Genomic DNA, 18688 nt, shown 5'->3' with positions numbered 1-18688 from the left:
CTTTTCTTATCTCTTATTTAACTTGCATGGACACGTATTTCGTTTCTAAATAAGCCTCCATCCCTTCAATGCCACCTTCACGACCAATGCCGCTTTCCTTAAAGCCACCAAATGGTGCTTGTGCAGCAGAAGGGGCACCATCATTCCAACCAACAATGCCATAATCCAATCCTTCTACAACAGCTGTTCCTCGTGATAGGCTTTCTGTAAAGACGTAAGCCGCCAGACCAAATGGTGTCGTATTCGCTAACGAAATCCCTTCTTCATCAGATGAGATCTTTTGCACAGGAAGCACGGGACCGAATGTCTCTTCATTCATGACTAACATGTCATGATTCACGTCTTTTAACACAGTTGGTTGATAAAAATAACCACCGTCTCGCTCTTCGCCTTCACCGCCTTGCAAAACAGTTGCTCCTTGTTTAATAGCTGAGGAAACGTGTTTAGCTACTTTTTCATACCCTTCTTCGTTAATAATCGGGCCGACATCAACGCCTTCTTTCATTCCGTTACCAACCGTAAGCTTGGCTGTTTCCTTAGCAAGCATTTCTGTAAACGTATCATACACTTCTTCTTTTACGTACACGCGATTAATACAGATACACGTTTGACCAGCGTTTCTAAATTTTGAAGCCATCACGGCTTTTGCAGCATTTTCAAGATCTGCATCTTCTAAGACGATGGCTGGTGCGTGACCGCCAAGCTCCATCGAGACATTTTTCACGGTTTGCGCACTTTGTTCAATAAGCATCTTGCCGACTTCTGTTGATCCTGTGAAGGTTACTTTTTTCACAGCTGTGCTCCCCATTAATTCTTTCGCAATTAGTGAGGATGAACCCGTCAGAAGATTGACAACGCCCTTCGGAAAACCTGCCTCCTCACAAAGTTCAACAAGGCGAACAGCCGTTAATGGCGTTTCCTTTGGAGGCTTTACAATCACTGTGCAACCAGCAGCTAGCGCCGGACCTAACTTTCTCGTAATCATCGCCGCTGGAAAATTCCATGGCGTAATGGCTGCCACAACACCGACCGGTTGTTTAATCACACTCAGTCGCTTATTAGAGGTAGAAGCTGGGATATTGCGTCCGTAAACACGCTTGCCTTCCTCGGCATACCATTTAATAAAATCAGCAGCATATTGAACTTCGCCAAGAGACTCTTTTAATGGTTTCCCCATTTCACTTGTCATAATGGTAGCTAACTCTTCTTTATGTTCCATCATTAAGGTATATAGTTTCTCTAAGTAAGAACTGCGCTCATAAGCGGCTAATCGCGACCATGAAGAGAAAGCCTCTTCTGCTGCTGATATGGCAGCTTGTGTTTCTTGTTCAGTAGCTGAAGCAACTGTCCCTACCACATCTCTGTTTGCTGGATTGTAGACCGTAATCTTATCCAGGTTTTCACCTGTCCATTTTCCGTTAATGTACAATAATTGATCCATAGTTCTTGCTCCCTCCATTACATCGTATCGTCCATTCTACAATTCCTTTTACGTGAGTTTCGTAAACATTTATTGACCTACTTCGTTGCGCAACGTTCCAATTCCTTCAATTGTAATTTCAATTGTATCGCCCACCTGTAGCAGTTTAGGTGGAACAAAACCTTTACCTACTCCAGCTGGTGTTCCAGTGGCAATAATATCCCCAACCTCTAATGTCGTTCCTTTTGATAGCGTTTCAATAATTTCTGGAATGGAAAAAATCAAGTCTCGCGTATTCCCTGATTGACGAACCTCACCGTTTACAGTCGTCGTTAATTGAATGCCTTCTTCACTATGTAAATATTCTTTCGGAACGATACACGGACCCATCGGACATGAACCATCTAAACTTTTACCAAGTAAAAACTGCTTATGCTTCTTTTGCAAATCTCGTGCCGTTACATCATTAATGATTGTATAACCAAACACATAATGAAGGGCCTCGTCCTTTGTTATGCCTTTTCCTTCTTTACCGATCACAATGGCTAGTTCACCTTCATAATCAAGTTCATCTGTAATAGAAGCATGGCGCGGAATCCTTGCCTTATGACCAATGACAGCAGTTGGTGCTTTAGAAAAAAGCATCACGTGTTCCGGAATATCAGCTTCACTTCCAAGCTCTACCGCATGCTCTCGATAATTCTTTCCAACACAATAAATGTTTTTCGTAGGACGCGGAATAGGAGCAAGCCATTCCAGGTCCGGATCCTCTATGCCATAAGTAAATAATAGCGATTGTTCATGTTGAGCGATGAGTGCCTCTACTTGTTGAAGAAAACGCGCACCTAACTTTATTGCCTCAATCATCGTTTCGGGCAACGGATGACCGTTCTCCTCAGCTGCTCTCGTTACATTTAATACTACGTTCTTCTCTTGCAAATAGGCACCAATAAAAGGAACCCCGCTATAGCTTGCCGTTACTAATTTCATGTTGTCACCATCCATTTTCTTCTCTTTTCTTTCCAAATGAGCCGATACTAAAAATATACCCGACATGAAGGTTAAAGGTCAAAATATTGCGATAATAGAAACGTTTCTTTACCAGTTCCATGTATGCTAAAATAGTATGTTAGAACATTTAATTCTTTTTAGATATGAGGGATCTACAAAATGAACATTGTCGTAAGTACGCTCAATGCGAAATATATTCATACGTGTCTTGCACTACGCTATTTAAAAGCTTATAGCGAACCTGACTATTCGGTACAAATGGCCGAATATACGATTAAAGATCCATCAATTAATATTGTTAGTGATCTTTATACGCGAAAACCAGATGTGCTTGGATTTAGTTGTTATATTTGGAACATTGAAGAAACAATTAAAGTCATTGAAATGTATAAGAAAATTAGTCCGCATACAAAGATTGTGCTCGGCGGTCCAGAAGTATCTTATGATGTAACGCATTGGCTCGATCGTATTCCAGATGCTGATTTTATTGTGGTCAATGAAGGGGAAATTTCTTTTAAGCACCTATTAAATGAAATCGAAGGCGAAGGGCGATTCGAAAAGGTCGCCGGTCTAGCTTGGCGAAAAAACGGAAAACCACGTGTCAATCCTCCACGCGAAAAGCTCGATTTAAAAACGGTATCCTCTCCCTACCGCTTTGAAGAAGATTTGGCGGAGCTCGGTAAGCGTGTCACCTATTTTGAAACGAGCCGTGGTTGTCCGTATTCATGTGCCTTTTGTTTATCGTCCATTGAAGTTGGTGTTCGCTATTTTGATATTCAAAAAGTAAAAGATGATTTACTATTTTTAATGGATCATGGCGCAAAAACGATTAAATTTGTCGACCGTACCTTTAATATTAAGCGCGATTATGCGTTAGAAATGTTCCAATTTCTAATTGAGAATCGACGACCAGGTGTTGTGTTTCAATTTGAAATAACGGCTGATATTATGCGTCCTGAAGTCATTGACTATTTAAATGAACATGCTCCAAAAGGATTATTCCGCTTTGAAATTGGTGTACAATCAACGAATGATCACGTGAATGAGCTTGTACAGCGTCGTCAAAATTTTGAAAAGCTTACACGAACCGTTACAACCGTGAAAAACGGCGGGAAGATTGCGCAGCATTTAGATTTAATTGCCGGTTTGCCTGAAGAAGATTATGCTTCTTTCCGCAAAACATTTAACGATGTATTTGCCTTTGGTGTGGAAGAAGTACAACTTGGCTTTTTGAAAATGTTACGCGGAACAGGCTTACGCTTAACAGCCAATCAGCATGATTATATTTATATGAATCATTCACCGTATGAAATTCTCGGAAATAACGTACTGTCATTTGATGATATTGTTAAAATTAAACGTGTAGAAGATGTCCTAGAAAAATACTGGAATGATCATCGTATGGATACGACATTACAGTATTTACTGTATGAGGTCTTCCCTTCACCGTTTGATTTCTTTCAAGAGTTCGGTGATTACTGGGAGGCGCAAGGTTGGTCGCGCATTGGTCACCAACTGGAAGACTTATTTGCACGCTTAAAAGAATTCCTTCTGCAACGCGATACGAAGGATATGGCTATCATTGAAAGTTTAATGAAATATGATTACTTTTCTCGTAAAAAGCATCGTCCTCATCGTTCATGGTGGGAAGAAAGCCTTTCGAAAGACGAAAACGATGTCCTTCATAAATGGCTAAAAGATCATGCTGATGTCGTTTCAACCGACTTTAGTGCTCATAAATTGCTAGAAAAGGATCTTGTAAAACATACTGTCTTAGATGTAATTCCTTTTAACTTACATCATTATCTAAAAACAGGATCATTTGTTCATGAACCTGTTTTATCGATTGTGTATTACAACCCAAAAACAAAAATACCTGAACATTATGCTGTTTCCTCTTCACAATTACCAGCTATGACAGTATAAATTAAAATGTAAAAGACAAGCGCTCGCTTATGATTGCTTGTCTTTGTTTCTTTTATAACCTCCCTTTATAAAAACACCCCCTCTCCGTTTGAGAGGGGGTGTGTCGTTATCTGACTGTTTGTTCCTTTTTTGGCACGATGGACTGTTTTGCTGGCGTTTTTTCTGGTTTCTTTCGTACTTGCTCATTTGTTACGACAACTTTTGTATTTTCTGTTAAATATGAAGTTGGCTGTGTAACGACCGTATCGCCAGCTTTTAATCCCTTACGTACTTCAATCCATGATCCATAAGGCTTACCTGCTTTGATTGAGATTGTTTTCAAATAACCTTTTTGTACAATCCATACAAAAGTGTCATCACCTTTATGAACGATTGCTTCCGATGGTAAGAGTAGTCCGTCTTTTTTTAATAACAACTTAAAATGAACAGCTACCTTTTGACCAACTTTAAGTGAACTTTGACCTGATAACTTAATTGTTACAGGAAAAATTCCTCGTTTACCTTCTTGAATTTGAGCAATGGTACCCTTCACCACTTCTTCATCACGCGCTTCAGAAGTAACGGTTACCTCTTCACCCTCTTTTAAGAAAGCAACATCTTCTTCTTTTACAAATGCTTTTACTTGCAGAAGCGCATCTGAAGAAATTTCAACAACGGGTTGACCGGAAGCTGGCGTACCGGAAACAGCTTCTTTCACCTTACCTGTTCCTTTACTTTTCACTTCCAAGCCTTCTTTATCGCTTTGTAATTTCTTTAATTGCTCATCATAAGCACTAACGTTTGCTTCTGCTAGCTTTTGTTGTAGTTCGGCTTTTGCTCGTTCTTTTTCATTGAAGTTCTCTTGCTTTTTTTTCTCTTTTTTAGGTTCAGATGCCGCTTTCGGCGTTTGACCTACCTTTGGCTTATTGTCTTGATTGGCAACTGTACTTGTAGTAGCTGTGGAAGTAGTCGTTTCCGTCCCGTCAGTTCCTAACTTTGTTTGTAAATCTTTATAGTAAGTGACTTTATTTTCGTTTTCTTTTTTCTTTTGCTCTACCTCACGGATTTCTTTGTTAAGCGCTTCATTTTCATATGTAAAAAGAACCGTTCCAGCAGAGACGTCGTCACCCACTTTAACTTTAATTTCCTTAACGTACCCTCTTTTAGAATCTGCGTAATACGTTTCATCTTCTGCACGCGTCGTTTGCCCCATCGCATCACTTGCTTTTTTTAAATCTGCTGTTTTGGCAGCGACAAGTTCGACAGTTGGAGCGTCAAGAAATGCACTGCTCCGATTACTATACACCCATGTATTCAGTATGATCAACAATAGGGAGACAGCAATGATTAGTATAAATATTCGTTTCCTCGTCATCGTTCTTAACTCCTGTTTTAAAGTGTTAACTGCCCGTATTGAAGAGCACGTACGATACCATAACCAATCGTTCCAACGATTGTTAAAGCAGCTAAAATGGTGAATATATATCGTTTTGGTTTTTCACTAATGACACATAATTGAAGATACGTACTATAAAAAACAATAGCTGTAATAACGGAAGCTACACTTCCAACGGATAATAAAAAAGCATTGTTAGAAAACCGATGAATCATCACACCTAAGCTGAGGGGGCTAAGTACATAGTTCGAATGAAGCATCCCTTGAAACGGTAGCTTAAACAATGGATCTACTACACATAACAGCAGCCCGAATATAATGGTCACATTAAGAAATAGTTTCTTAATGCCTAGTTCTCGAAAGAAAAACCATAGTAGCAGGGCACCCCCTACTCCTACTAACACCGGCTTAACAAAACCGATCACTAAACCTGCTAATAAATAAATAATCTTAGCAGCAACGAGCTTCGTTGCCGATAATTTCAAGTACTGCGCTACTGGCATTTGAAATGCCTCTTCTGCAGATAAAAAATAGCTAATTCCTGTTAAAATAGCACTTAATGAGCTGATTAAGATTAATTTCGAAAAAAAACCATCTGTCTGGAAAAAACCAAATACATTGAATCTCGTGGGCCGCACCAGACTTTTCTTATATCGTAATTCCCCCGGCACCTGTATTGTCCTCCTCACACCACAACTTTCTATTTTCTCCATCATATCACAAAAAGAGTGGTATTTCGTCAATTTACAAACTTTTCAAGAAAGATCAAAACGTCTTTGTATCCTTTTTTACTCTTTGACAAAAGCTATCTTTAGTAAAGTTTTTCATCATCATGAGAAGGAGTCTCTATCAATGAAATATAATCGTAAAAAAAACAAAAGAGAGGGGACTTCTATCATCCCTGTTTCCACCTCTCTTGAAAAAAATGTTACGTATTTTGAAAACAAATTTTCACATACAGCTGACTTGATGATTAGAGATCTTCGTTATAACGGAAAGCCGGGTAAACTTTTATATCTTAGCTCTTTAACGGACGAAGCAAAAGTGCAAACATTCGTCATTGAACCGCTTCTTCTTATGCCCACCTCATCGATCGAAGACGCAACGCCTGTCATCACGATTCAGAAAAAGTGTAACCTAGTAGATGGTGAACAAGCTTTAACAGATGGGTATTGTATTCTCTTTACAGAAGAAGAAGCATTTTTTTATACACTTGATACGTACTCACCTGTTAAGCGATCCATTGAAGAGCCTGGTAACGAACAAGTCATTCGTGGCTCACATGAAGGTTTCATTGAACATATGAAAACGAATATTCACCTGATTAGAAAGCGTATCAATCATCATAGTTTAACGATCCGTAACTTTGTAGTTGGTGAATTATCTAATACGAAAATTTCCATGGTCTACATCGATGGTTTAGCTAATCAAACACTTATTGATGAAGTGGAAAAGCGAATTAAAGCCATTCATGTGGATTCTGTATTAACACCAGGTAACATAGAAGAATTCATTGAAGATACGGCCCTATCTCCTTTTCCTCAATTGTTGAATACCGAGCGCCCTGACCGTGTAGTTGGTAATTTATTAGAAGGAAGAATAGGCATATTAATGGAAGGTAGCCCTACCGTTTTAGTTGCACCCGTTACCTTCTTCACCTTTTATCAATCACCAGATGATTATAATACACGTTCAATGGTAGGTTCTTTCTTTCGATTAATTCGAGTGGCAAGCTTTATTATCGCCATTCTTGTGCCGGCCTTTTATATATCATTAATATCGTTCCATTTTGAAGTCATTCCCATTGATATGATTTTCGCTGTTCAGGCAGGCTTAATCAATGTCCCTTTTCCCCCTTTTATCGAGGCGGTGTTCATGCAACTAACGTTAGAATTATTAAAAGAAGCTGGCACGCGCTTACCACGACCGATCGCACCAACTATTGGGATTGTTGGCGGTCTTGTAATCGGAAATGCAGTCGTACAAGCAAACCTTGTCTCTAATATTATGATCGTTGTCATTGGCATTACAGCAATCGCTTCTTTTGCTGTACCGTCTAATGAAATGAGCACAGCCCTTCGTATACTTGGTTTTCCATTTATGATTGCTGCTGCAACATTTGGCTTTTTAGGAATTGTCTTTGCACTGATGCTTCTATTTATGCATTTGAGTAAGCTTGAATCGTTCGGGACTCCTTACTTTTCGCCATTTGCTCCTTTTCAATGGCGCGATGTAAAAGATACGATTATTCGGTTGCCAAGCTGGCTTATGAATAAACGTCCAAAAGGACCCCATCCGAAACAAGCCAATCAGCAAACAACAACGAGGGGGTGGCGTCGTGGTCAACGATCATGAAAAAATTGGTACCGTTCAATTAGCTTTTCTTATCGTACAAACACAAATTGGAGTTGGAATTCTCTCGCTCCCCTTTACCGTTCAAGCATCCGCTGGCGGTGATGGTTGGATTTCAGTCATTGTAGGAGGCCTAGCTGTCAATGCGTTAATCTATCTTATGATTGCCCTCACCAAACGTTTTCCGTCGCTGTCGCTCGTTGAATATTTACCACTGATCCTCGGTCGATACGCTGGCAAGATTTTAGGTTTCATTTATATCATCTATTTTCTCTCAACTGCGAGTCTCGTGTTAGTGCTTGCCATGCGCATTATTTATGAATGGATTTTGTCCGATACCCCGCGTTGGTCGGTGTTGCTATTAATCATGATTCCTTCTATTTATTTAGCAAAAGAACCACTGCGCATCATTGCTCGCTTTCATGGATTTGTTAGTTTTTTAATTGTGGTGCTTGTAGGCATGATTTGTTACTCGTATTTAGACGTTGATATTCGATACCTATTACCGGTTGGTCACTCTGGACTACTAGCGATACTTAAAGGCAGTAAAGACGCGATACTTTCCCTCCTTGGCTTTGAACTATTGCTCATCATCTTTCCGATGTTGCAACACCAAAAAAAAGCATTAAAAGCAGCAACCATTGCAAATTTATCAGTGACGCTTATCTATGTTTTCATTGTTATTACTGCGCTTATTTCTTTTTCGCCAAAAGAAATTGTCCTTGTTCCTGAACCAGTCTTGTATATGCTAAAAGCCTATTCTTCTCGCATCTTTGAACGCTTGGACTTGCTACTTCTTTCCATTTGGATGGTTACAGTAACAACGTCTTATATTAGCTACTTATATATGGCAGGAAAAAGCTTACAACAGCTTTATGGAATGACGAAACAAAGCTACGCTGTTTATGCTGCAGCCTTTGCCACCATTTGGATGCCGATGATTGTTAGTAAAGATTTGCAAGTTACAAAAATCGGTTCCTTTCTGTCAAACACAAGTTATCTTTTTATCGCGGGAATTCCTATTATTCTTTTGCTCATCTCGCTATTGTTTAAACGAAAAGAAGGGATAGACTAATGAAATATTTATTGCCATTACTCTGTTTACTTGTCTTAACCGGTTGCTGGGATCAGCGACTTTTAAAGAATGCTCGTCTTATTTATGCTGCCTCCTATGACAATGCTGCTCAAGGAAAAATACATTCATCATTAATCGTGCGAACCATTCCTGCCTCAACAGGAACGGGTGGACAGCCTCCTGAAAATGATTATGCAGAAGCAATCGGCTATACTCCAAGGCAAACGAGACAAATAATGGATAGTAAATTATCAGGGAACCTCGATGCTTCAAAAAATCGCGTCGTACTTATTTCGACATCACTAGCTAAAAAAGGCATTTATCCGTTATTGGATGTATTTTATCGTGATCCACAAAGCTCACTGGGCGCATCACTAGCGCTTGTTGATGGTAGCGCTGATCAAATACTGAAAATGAAAAAAGTAGGGACAGTACTCATCGCGGAATACATTAGTCACCTCATTCAGAGTGGACAAAGCAATACGTACTTACCAAGAGACAACTTACAAGAATTATGCCCACCTCTTTTTGATGATGGTCAAGACATTGCCATTCCACTTCTTAAAGAATTGCCAAAACAAAAAGATGTAATTATTAAAGGTGTCGGTCTAATGAACAATCGCCAGTATTCTGGTATTGATCTTAATCGTAAAGAGGCGAGTATGTTGCTGTTATTACGTGGAGTTAAAGGTGATCTTGCGCGCATTACTGAAAAAGTTGGTCACAAATCTAAAGCTACGCTTAATTACATTACAATTGATGTTGTTAAAAATAAACCGCACATGAACATTACATTTGATGCAAAAGGCCAACCAATCATTGATATGAAGTTAGATTTAGAAGTGGAGGCGATTGAGTTTCCACATGATCATTTAACTAGTCCTACCGAAATCAAAAAGCTAAACGCTACGTTAACGGCTGCTTTTACAAAACTTGCCCAACGTGTTATTTATAAACTACAAAAAGCAAATTGTGATGGCTTAGGGATTGGCCGACAATTAATGGCTTATCATCGCTCTCACTATGAAAAACTTGGACCTTGGCGAAAAGGGGTTTATCAAAAAATTAAGATTAAAACGCATGTTACGACAAACGTTCAAGATCACGGGATTATTAACTAACTCTTTTTACACATAGAAGAGACTAAGCATTAGCCTAGTCTCTTCTATGTTTTTCTCTCCATTCAAATTTCGTTATTGAATGGCAAGTTTTACAGCACTGCCCCTACCCTCGGCCGTGGCTGGTGTAACAATCAGTTTTTTCTGCAACCTTGCTTGCAATTCTGGTACATGCGAAATAATCCCAACAGAAAGGTCGGATGTATGAAGTTTTTCTAGCGCTGTAACAACGGTATCTAATAAATCTTGATCAAGCGTACCGAAACCTTCGTCTAAGAAAAAGAACTCAAGTGGAAATGCCCCGCGAAGTTGGATTTGTGCGGATAAAGATAGCGCTAATGACAAGGAAGTCAAAAACGTTTCTCCCCCAGATAAGGTTGAAACTGGGCGCTTTATTCCACCATTGGCATCATCTCGAATAACAAAACCATTTGTTGAATCTACTTCTAACGCATACCGCCCGCGCGTTAACTGCCCAAGCCGAACAGAGGCATCACGACTTACGAGCACGAGTTGTTCTTGTGCGATATATTCAACGAAACTATTGCCTCTAAGAACACTTTGTAGTTTCCCTAATGTCTTTAATTGTTGTTCATATTGTGCTTTTTCTTTCTCCAATTTCAAGTAGCGTTCATGGCGGGAGAGTACAGATCGGTACTGTTCGCCACTTTCTCCTAACCTTTGAAGTGCCTGCTGTAATGCTTCTTGCGCCTTCTTCAACTGCTGCTGACTTTCTTTTCGTTCAACCTCCGTGATAGAACGTCCGTTTAACCACTTCTCCCACTTATTTTGTTCTTGCAGCGCTTGGTGATACTCATGATGATAGTTCTCTAACTGCTTTCGCCACGAAGTTTGTTCTTCTTCCTTGGCAATATGCTGCTTTACTTCTGCAAATGTTGTTAAAAGAGCTCCTTGCTGTTTCTCTTCCCAGTGACGCAACGCATCTTTACACCGCTTTTGTGCATGAAGCAACGCATCTTTAGCCGAGCGCCAATCACTTTCAAGAGAATAATATGTTTCCGTAGCTTCCTTACGTTGTGCTTCTAAGAGGTGCAATGCTTGTTTCAGTTGGGCTAATTGCTCGGTAATAGCCTGCAGAAGCGCTTGACTATCCTCCCCTTCACAAATCTCTTGAATGCGACGACTGTATTTCGTAATCTGTTCCTTTTCTAGTTCTATGCTAGATAACAATGCTGTTTCTTTCCGCTCCCATTCCGTATAAGCGCGTACTGCATCCTTAGCTGCTTGTTCTTGTTCCTCAATATAGGGCCTTGCTTTTGCAAGTCTTGCTTCTAGTTCTTCACGCTCTCGATCACATGTCTTTAAACGTTCTTTCTCTTGCTCGACGTCTTCCACTGCAAATGAAAAAGCATGTTGCTGCCATTCTGCATGCAACCCTTGCTTTTGCTCTCGCAATGCTTCATGACTTTGAAGAAACTGCTCATGCTCTTCTTGTTTAGTTTGCATGCGCACGCTGCACTCCGATTGCTGTGCTGACAACTCCCCAAATGTAGTAGCAAACGTACGAGAAGACTCTTGAAGCACAATGAGGTCTTGAGTGAGCTCTTTTTTCTGTAACGTTACTGCTTGCAACGTTTCTTCCATTTCCTCAATTGTTCTTGGTAACGCTTCGCTAAAAACGGTCTGTTCACCTATAGTTGCTGCCGCTTCTGTTTTTGAGATATAAGAAGTTAGTGATGATGATACATCTTCCATACGATGCCTTAGTGTTACTAATTCTGATTCTAACTTCCCGCTGGCTACAACGACCGTTTTGATCCGTTCCAAAAGGTCATTCTCATCTCGATGGTCGCCTTCAGGAATCATCGGTTGTGGATGGTGAGTAGAGCCACATACGAGGCAAGGCTGTCCTTCTGATAAGTTATTTGCCAGTTGGGCCGCAAGGTGCTTCAGGCGTTTTTCATGCTGCGCTGCAATCACTTCTTCTTCCATACGGACGCTCTGTTCCTTTAACCATTGACAAATATACAATTGACCAGAAAGCGTATCATAATGCTGTAATAATTCACTACTTGTTTTTACAACTGCTTGCTCATTTATTTGTCGTTGCTGCAATAACGTTTCCTGCTGTTTCCTATACATTTGCACAGCTTCTTCACTTTTTTGTTGCTTCAAGACAACCTCTTGTAGCGCATCGTCAACACTACGCAAACGATTCACCACGTCTGAGGCTGCATGTACGGTTTCTCTCTCTTGTGTTGTAACTTTCTTCCGCTCTATTTCTTCTATGAGTTCACGCTCTCGTTGCACTGCTTTCTCAACTAAACGCTCCGCTTCTTGTTGCTTTAATAAAAAGTTTTGTTTTTCTTTTTCTATATGATGCAGTGATTGTTCATTCTTCACCAACGTATGTTGCGTACTTCGCATTTCTGCATCAAGCTTCACCGCATAACTTACTTGCTCTTTTTGAGCTAACAGCAGTGGCTCTTGGGTAGCTTGTTGCGCTTGTGCTTCTCGATAAGCTCGCTCTCCTTCATCCATCCCCTGTTTTGCTTCTGTTACGAGGATTTGCAATTGACGTTCTTTCTGGGTAATCTGCTCTACCTCTATGGTCGCTCGCTCTACCTCTGTTACGTAAGGAGCAAGAAGTTGTGCTTGTTCACTATATTGTAACCGTTGTTTTAGTTTATTCATATCAGATGCTTGTTCGTGTAAAGTGGCTACTTTTGTTTCAGCCTCTTTAAGCTCTTGTTGTCCTTGCCAAATCATTTTATGATGTTCTACAAGCGTTTCATAATGAGCTGTCACTTCTTTTTGCTTTTGTGCCTCCGTTTTTGCTTTATTATGGTCTTGTTCCGCTTCCATTACATGTTCTTTTGAAGCTTCACCTAAGCCCATTTGTTCAGCGACTAGATGATCACTTTTCGCTTTCGCATCGTCAACACGTTTTTTTAGCTTTGTATTTAATTGATCTCCATACTTTTCAAGTTGAAAAAGCCGCTGTAGCATTTGACGGCGATCTGAGCCTTTTAACGATAAAAACTCGGCAAACTTTCCTTGGGGGAGAACAACAGCACGCGTAAAATCATCAATGGTTAAACCGAGTAACTGTTGAACGTGTTGTGTTACATCGCGTTCTTTATCTGCAATCACGCTCCACTGGTCACCAACACGTTCCATAAATCGCGACGTACTCGTTCGTACCGTATGTTCGCCTGACCGCTTATAGTGTCGTTCTACTTTATATTGCGTGCGAATTCCGGACCCACCTAATTCAAAGGTAAATGAAACAGCTAGGCGATCTTCACCATGATTCATAATCCCTTGTGTACCGCTTGGTGCGCGCTCAACCTTCCCATAAAGAGCAAGGGTAATGGCATCTAGTATACTCGATTTCCCACTGCCCGTTGGACCAAAAATACCAAATACGCCACCGCCACATAACGATTGAAATTCAATGACTTCTTTTTGGCGAAAGCTTTGTAAGCCCGTAATTTCTAAGGAAACAGGTCTCATGAAGCATCGCTCCCTTCTTCTTCACCAATCAGCTCAAGAAAAAGGTTCATCACATGCTCATCTGGCTTTGCTCCCCCGGTTTGTGTTTCATAGAAAGAATGAAATAACTCAGTTATGGATAACTTTTTCCCATGAGTTAATACATCTTCTGTTAGCTCTGTAAACACTGGTTTAATATGAATAATTCCTTTATGAGCTTTACGTATTTGCTGAATCTCTTCCATCGTGAGCCGGTCGGAAACATGCACAGATAAATCAACCCATGCATTCACAGGACACTCATTTTCAAGATAGCGAAAGACATCGCTCACACTACGAGCTCCATACGTAAGAAGTGGTCTGCCACACGATAAAGGTATTTCTGTGACAATCGCTTCTTTCTTAGGATGAAGATCCACCATAACAACCGATTTTGTATAACCTGCTTCAGAAAAGCTATATGCGAGAGGTGAACCTGCATAACGTGCCTCTGTTTTTGCTCGCTTTACGCGCTGTGGGCGATGAAGATGACCTAATGCAACATACTGGGCTTCAAGGGGAAGCGTTTCTGCTGCTACGGTATACGCACCACCAATATGAACAGGGCGCTCCGAATCACTTTCTTTACTACCCGCTACATATAAATGACTCATCGCTACGTTCACATCACTGCTAGAAAATTGAGCAGCCATTTGTTGAAAATACCGTCCAACCCACTCATCATATTGATTGCGCAAATCAATTTCCTCACCCGATTGAGATAACATTTCTTTTAAGCGAGATTCTGACGGATAGGGCAGGGCACACACACTTAGCTGTTCATTTGTTCGCTCAATACCATAACGAAACAATTCCATCTTTGGCAATCCTATGAGCGTTACACCGTGTGTGGATGCTAACGGTGACGACGCCATGAGTCGATCAGGATGATCATGATTACCCGCAATGGCAATCACAGGGCGTGTGCCCCCCTTACTTAAGCGCGCCATCGCATCGTAAAACATTTCCTCAGCCGCTGCTGGCGGATTAACCGTATCAAACACATCACCAGCCATTAAAATGGCGTCGGCCTGTTCCGTATCAGCAATTTCCACCAGTTCATCTAGAAATTGTTGTTGCTCAGCCAACCGATCTCTTCCTTCTAATGTTCTGCCTAAATGCCAATCAGCGGTATGAAGAAGTCTCATCGATCATCCCCCCTTTTTCTTTTTTTACCTCTACTAAATGACCGCCATCAAAGAAATACAAGAAGCAAGCTTTCACAGGTTTTCCTAAAATTCGTTCAATCGCTATGCTGTACAAGTGTAATTGAACACGATACCGTTGTAATAAAGTATCTTTTGCCCCTTCAAAGCCATCGATAAAGCGCCCTGTAATTCCATCCGATTTATAATCAATTAAGACGTAGCCATCCTCTTCTACAAGCAAACAATCGATGACCCCTTGAATGAGTACGCGTTCGGTTGCATTTCCTTTCCAATGCGCAAATGCTTCTTGGGCGCTAATGCCTAAACTAAATGGCAATTCCCGCATAACCGTTCCTTGTTGAAGTCTTTTTCCAATGCCTGTTTGCAAAAAAGTCATAATGGCCGTTACATCGATTGTCGCTGCTTGTTCTGATGTTAACAGCTCCCTTTCCACCATGTGCAACAACCATTCTTTTAAACGTTCCTCTGTCATTGCTTGCTGCAAAGGAAGATGTTGCATGACGAGATGCATGGCTGTTCCGCGTTCAGCTGCCGTCATTTGCTTTGCCTGCATAAATTTCGGTCGTTCAGCAAGCTCAGAGCGAAAGCTTTTAGCCAGTACTTGTCCACTATATTCATCGTTTGGTTGATACTGTTTTTTCAATTCACTTACCGACTGTTTCGACATCGTAACGGTAGCGTCATGATGCGCATAACGCCAATTTAAAATGGATTCTATGGTTTCTTTATGTGGCGATTGTTCATCAACCTCTTCATAGCGTGCAATTGCCGCTAATCGCTCTTCCTGACGCGCCTGTTCCTGACTACCATCCTCGTCATAATGGCTTGCTTCAAGCGTCTTAATTTGCCATTTAGAAGCATCTACGTATACTTCCCCACGACCATGAACCGGAAAATCTAACAACTGATGCAGTGCGTTGCTATCACGATGGCGAATTACAGCTCGACCAATCCAATCAAAATAAGACTTTGCTTGCATGCGTTCATACGCCGGTAGAAGCCACTCCTCTTGATCGATGCTTTCTGCCCATTGAGCTACCGTCTTCGCTACATGATCAAAGGTTCCAACTAAGACAAGCTTTTCTTTCGCACGCGTCAACGCCACATATAGCACACGCATTTCTTCGGCTAGCAGTTCCATTTTCATGCGCCGCGAAATTGCTAACTGCATAATGGTAGGATAGGAAATTCGTAGTTTTGGATTAATATATTTTGTTCCTAAACCTAACTCCTTATGAAGTAACACCGACTGTGATAGATCCTGTGTATTAAACTTTTTATTTAAACCCGCTACGAATACAACGGGAAACTCAAGCCCTTTACTTTTATGAATTGTCATAATGCGCACTACATCTTCTTGCTCTCCAAGCGCTCTTGCCGCGCCTAGATCTTTTCCTTTATCTTGCATGCGTTCAATAAAGCGAAGAAAGCGGAACAAGCCGCGAAACGACGTCGTTTCATATTGGTTTGCTCGATCATACAAAGCTCTTAAGTTCGCTTGCCGTTGTTTTCCACCCGGCAATCCTCCAACAAAATCAAAGTAACCTGTTTCTCGATAAATTTGCCAAATTAAATCGGCAAGTGATCCTTCACGAGCAGCTGCTCTAAATCCTTTTAACATACGAAGAAAATAAGCTAGCTTCTTCGTTAAATCATCATCTGGATGAAGATCACAATAAGCATTCATCGCTTCAAAGTACGAAGATTTTTGCTGCGCCAATCGAACAGCTGCCATCTCTTCACCGTTTAACCCGACAATCGGCGAGCGAAGAACGGAAGCCACTGGAATGTCTTGTAATGGGTTATCAATCATTTTTAAAAGGGAAAGCATTACGCCTACTTCTACTGCTTCAAAGTATCCACTAGAAAGCTCCGCATACGTAGGGATACCTTGACGCTTAAATTCTTCCATAATGACGGGTGCCCACGCACTTGTCGCTCGCATGAGAATTACGATGTCTTTATATTGAACCGGTCGCATTTCTCCTCGTTTGCTATCAAATATCATATGTGGTTCATGTTCTTTTCCAATCATTTGTTTAATGCGTTCTGCCATAACACGGGCTTCAAGAATAACAGTTTCATGATCACTTTTTTCTGTTTCACCCGTATCTTCTCCATCATCATTGTAAACGGTCGTCGCTTTATTAATTAAGAGTACTTCTGCTTCTTGGTGTGCTGACGTTGGATAGTAAGTGGCTCCAAAATCGAGTGCAGCAGCCTCATCGTATTGGATTTCCCCTACTTCTTCATTCATAACTTGCTTAAATATAAAGTTGGTGGCATGAAGTACTTCTTGTCGACTGCGAAAGTTTTTTGACAAGTCAATCCGTACCCCGTTGCCCTGATCTGCTTTACTAAATGCCTTATACTTCGCAAGAAATAAGCCAGGCTCTGCAAGTCGAAAACGATAAATACTCTGCTTTACGTCTCCCACCATAAATAAATTCTTTTGCTCTGAAGTACGCTTACTAACAAGTTTTACTAGTGTTTCTTGAACAAGATTCGTATCTTGATATTCATCAACGAGAACTTCGACAAAACGAGATTGATAATCGAGTGCTGCCTCTGTCGGTTGCGGGTGTTCAATCGTTGAGTCTGGTGCCATTAAAACTTCCAAACAAAAATGTTCTAAATCCGAAAAATCTACCAAGCCTCGCTCTTGCTTTTCTTTTAAAAAACGTTCACTAAATTGTTGCACAAGTGAAACAAGACTTGTTATAATCGGTGCCATTTCTTCTATATGAAGCATATAAGAAACGGGATTTCTGCTAAAAAGCTCTTCTTTAAGATCGGTTACTTTTTTCTTGACAGAATCTCTCATTCGTTTCACTTGCTCTTTTAACACCGCATCGATCTCTTTTCCACGCGCTTGTTTTATCGTTTGAAAGCCTCCACTTTGAAAAGCATTGTACAAATGATCCCACGACTGTTGCGCACCATTTAATAGTGCTTCAACGTAGGCTTGGTCCTCTTGCAACGTTTGTGCATAAGGCTGTGGGCCGCCTGGTAAAGACGTCACCTGTAATCCTCGCTGGAGCGCTTGCCTAGCTCCTTCTAATACGGTCACGGTATCATGCAGCAGTTCCTTTGTCCATGGCAGCTCATCAATGGTCTGGTTAGGCACATTATATTGCGCAGCCATCTCCAAAAGCCATCGATCAGGTGCAGGATGACTTCGAGAAAAATCATACAGCTTCAAAACTAACTCCTGTAGATCTAGGTCATTACGATCAGACGTATACGCATCAACCAAGGCTATAAATGCTTCATTGTTTTCTTTTCCATAGTGTTCTTCAAACAATTCTTCAAGAACTTCTTGACGGATGAGTTCCACTTCTGTTTCATTAGCGATGCGAAAGCTTGGATCTAGGTCGATAAGATAATAATATTTTCGTAACACTTCTATACAAAAAGAGTGGAGTGTTGATATGCTTGCCTTATTTAATAAGCTCAGTTGACGACGTAAATGAAGAGAAGCCGGGCGCTGATGTAATTCTTTCTCAATCGCTTCTCCAATCCGTTTGCGCATTTCTGCCGCCGCTGCATTTGTAAACGTAACAATTAAAAGGCGATCTACATCTGCTTGTTCGTTGCGAATCATTGTAATAATCCGTTCCACGAGTACAGCTGTTTTTCCCGATCCTGCTGCGGCCGCAACAAGAATATCCTCACCATGTGTTTGAATGGCTTTCCATTGATCGTCTGTCCATTGACTGCCTGTTGGTTTTTCTGGCATCTTCACGT

The 18688-nt window shown here is 40.9% G+C and carries 11 protein-coding genes; 4 read left to right on the top strand and 7 right to left on the bottom strand.

Annotated elements, in window-relative coordinates:
- Positions 1-13: 13 nt before the first annotated feature.
- Positions 14-1441 carry an NAD-dependent succinate-semialdehyde dehydrogenase gene (locus A374_RS14465; RefSeq protein ID WP_007202976.1) on the bottom strand — a complete coding sequence of 476 codons (1428 nt, stop codon included), beginning with the start codon at positions 1439-1441 and terminating at the stop codon, positions 14-16.
- 69 nt (positions 1442-1510) lie between these two features.
- Complete coding sequence (locus A374_RS14460) at positions 1511-2410, bottom strand: fumarylacetoacetate hydrolase family protein (protein ID WP_040340621.1); 900 nt, start codon at positions 2408-2410, stop codon at positions 1511-1513.
- 180 nt (positions 2411-2590) lie between these two features.
- Here A374_RS14460 and A374_RS14455 point away from each other — a divergent pair, with 180 nt between their 5' ends.
- Positions 2591-4357 (top strand): B12-binding domain-containing radical SAM protein, encoded by a 1767-nt coding sequence (locus tag A374_RS14455; RefSeq protein WP_007202974.1) that lies wholly within the window; start codon positions 2591-2593, stop codon positions 4355-4357.
- 106 nt (positions 4358-4463) lie between these two features.
- Here A374_RS14455 and A374_RS14450 read toward each other — a convergent pair whose 3' ends face one another.
- On the bottom strand, positions 4464-5711 hold the full coding sequence (locus A374_RS14450; protein ID WP_007202973.1) for an efflux RND transporter periplasmic adaptor subunit: 1248 nt from the start codon (positions 5709-5711) through the stop codon (positions 4464-4466).
- 17 nt (positions 5712-5728) lie between these two features.
- A complete protein-coding gene (locus A374_RS14445) occupies positions 5729-6403 on the bottom strand; it encodes a hypothetical protein (protein ID WP_007202972.1) in 675 nt (224 codons plus the stop codon).
- A 181-nt stretch (positions 6404-6584) separates the two neighbouring features.
- On the opposite strand from A374_RS14445, the gene A374_RS14440 reads away from it, so the two are divergent.
- The 3 genes from A374_RS14440 to A374_RS14430 are packed head-to-tail and all read left to right on the top strand — an operon-like array spanning position 6585 to position 10280.
- Positions 6585-8087, top strand: a complete 1503-nt coding sequence (locus A374_RS14440) for a spore germination protein (protein WP_007202971.1) — start codon at positions 6585-6587, stop codon at positions 8085-8087.
- Positions 8071-9159: a GerAB/ArcD/ProY family transporter gene (locus A374_RS14435; protein WP_007202970.1), complete on the top strand. Its 1089-nt coding sequence runs from the start codon at positions 8071-8073 to the stop codon at positions 9157-9159. Before A374_RS14440 ends, A374_RS14435 begins: the two co-directional genes overlap by 17 nt.
- Positions 9159-10280: a Ger(x)C family spore germination protein gene (locus A374_RS14430; protein ID WP_007202969.1), complete on the top strand. Its 1122-nt coding sequence runs from the start codon at positions 9159-9161 to the stop codon at positions 10278-10280. The genes A374_RS14435 and A374_RS14430 overlap by 1 nt, the downstream gene beginning before the upstream one ends.
- Before the next feature lie 72 nt (positions 10281-10352).
- On the opposite strand, the gene A374_RS14425 is transcribed toward A374_RS14430, so the two are convergent.
- The 3 genes from A374_RS14425 to addA are packed head-to-tail and all read right to left on the bottom strand — an operon-like array spanning position 10353 to position 18680.
- Positions 10353-13754, bottom strand: a complete 3402-nt coding sequence (locus tag A374_RS14425; RefSeq protein WP_007202968.1) for an AAA family ATPase — start codon at positions 13752-13754, stop codon at positions 10353-10355.
- Entirely contained in the window at positions 13751-14920 is a 1170-nt protein-coding gene (locus A374_RS14420; protein ID WP_007202967.1) for a metallophosphoesterase family protein, read from the bottom strand. Before A374_RS14420 ends, A374_RS14425 begins: the two co-directional genes overlap by 4 nt.
- Positions 14898-18680 (bottom strand): helicase-exonuclease AddAB subunit AddA, encoded by a 3783-nt coding sequence (gene addA, locus A374_RS14415; protein ID WP_050979762.1) that lies wholly within the window; start codon positions 18678-18680, stop codon positions 14898-14900. The genes A374_RS14420 and addA overlap by 23 nt, the downstream gene beginning before the upstream one ends.
- Between the last annotated feature and the right edge of the window lie 8 nt (positions 18681-18688).

The organism is Fictibacillus macauensis ZFHKF-1 (assembly GCF_000269865.1).
Taxonomy (GTDB): Bacteria; Bacillota; Bacilli; order Bacillales; family Fictibacillaceae; genus Fictibacillus_C; species Fictibacillus_C macauensis.
This window is presented reverse-complemented; position numbering and strand designations above follow the sequence as displayed.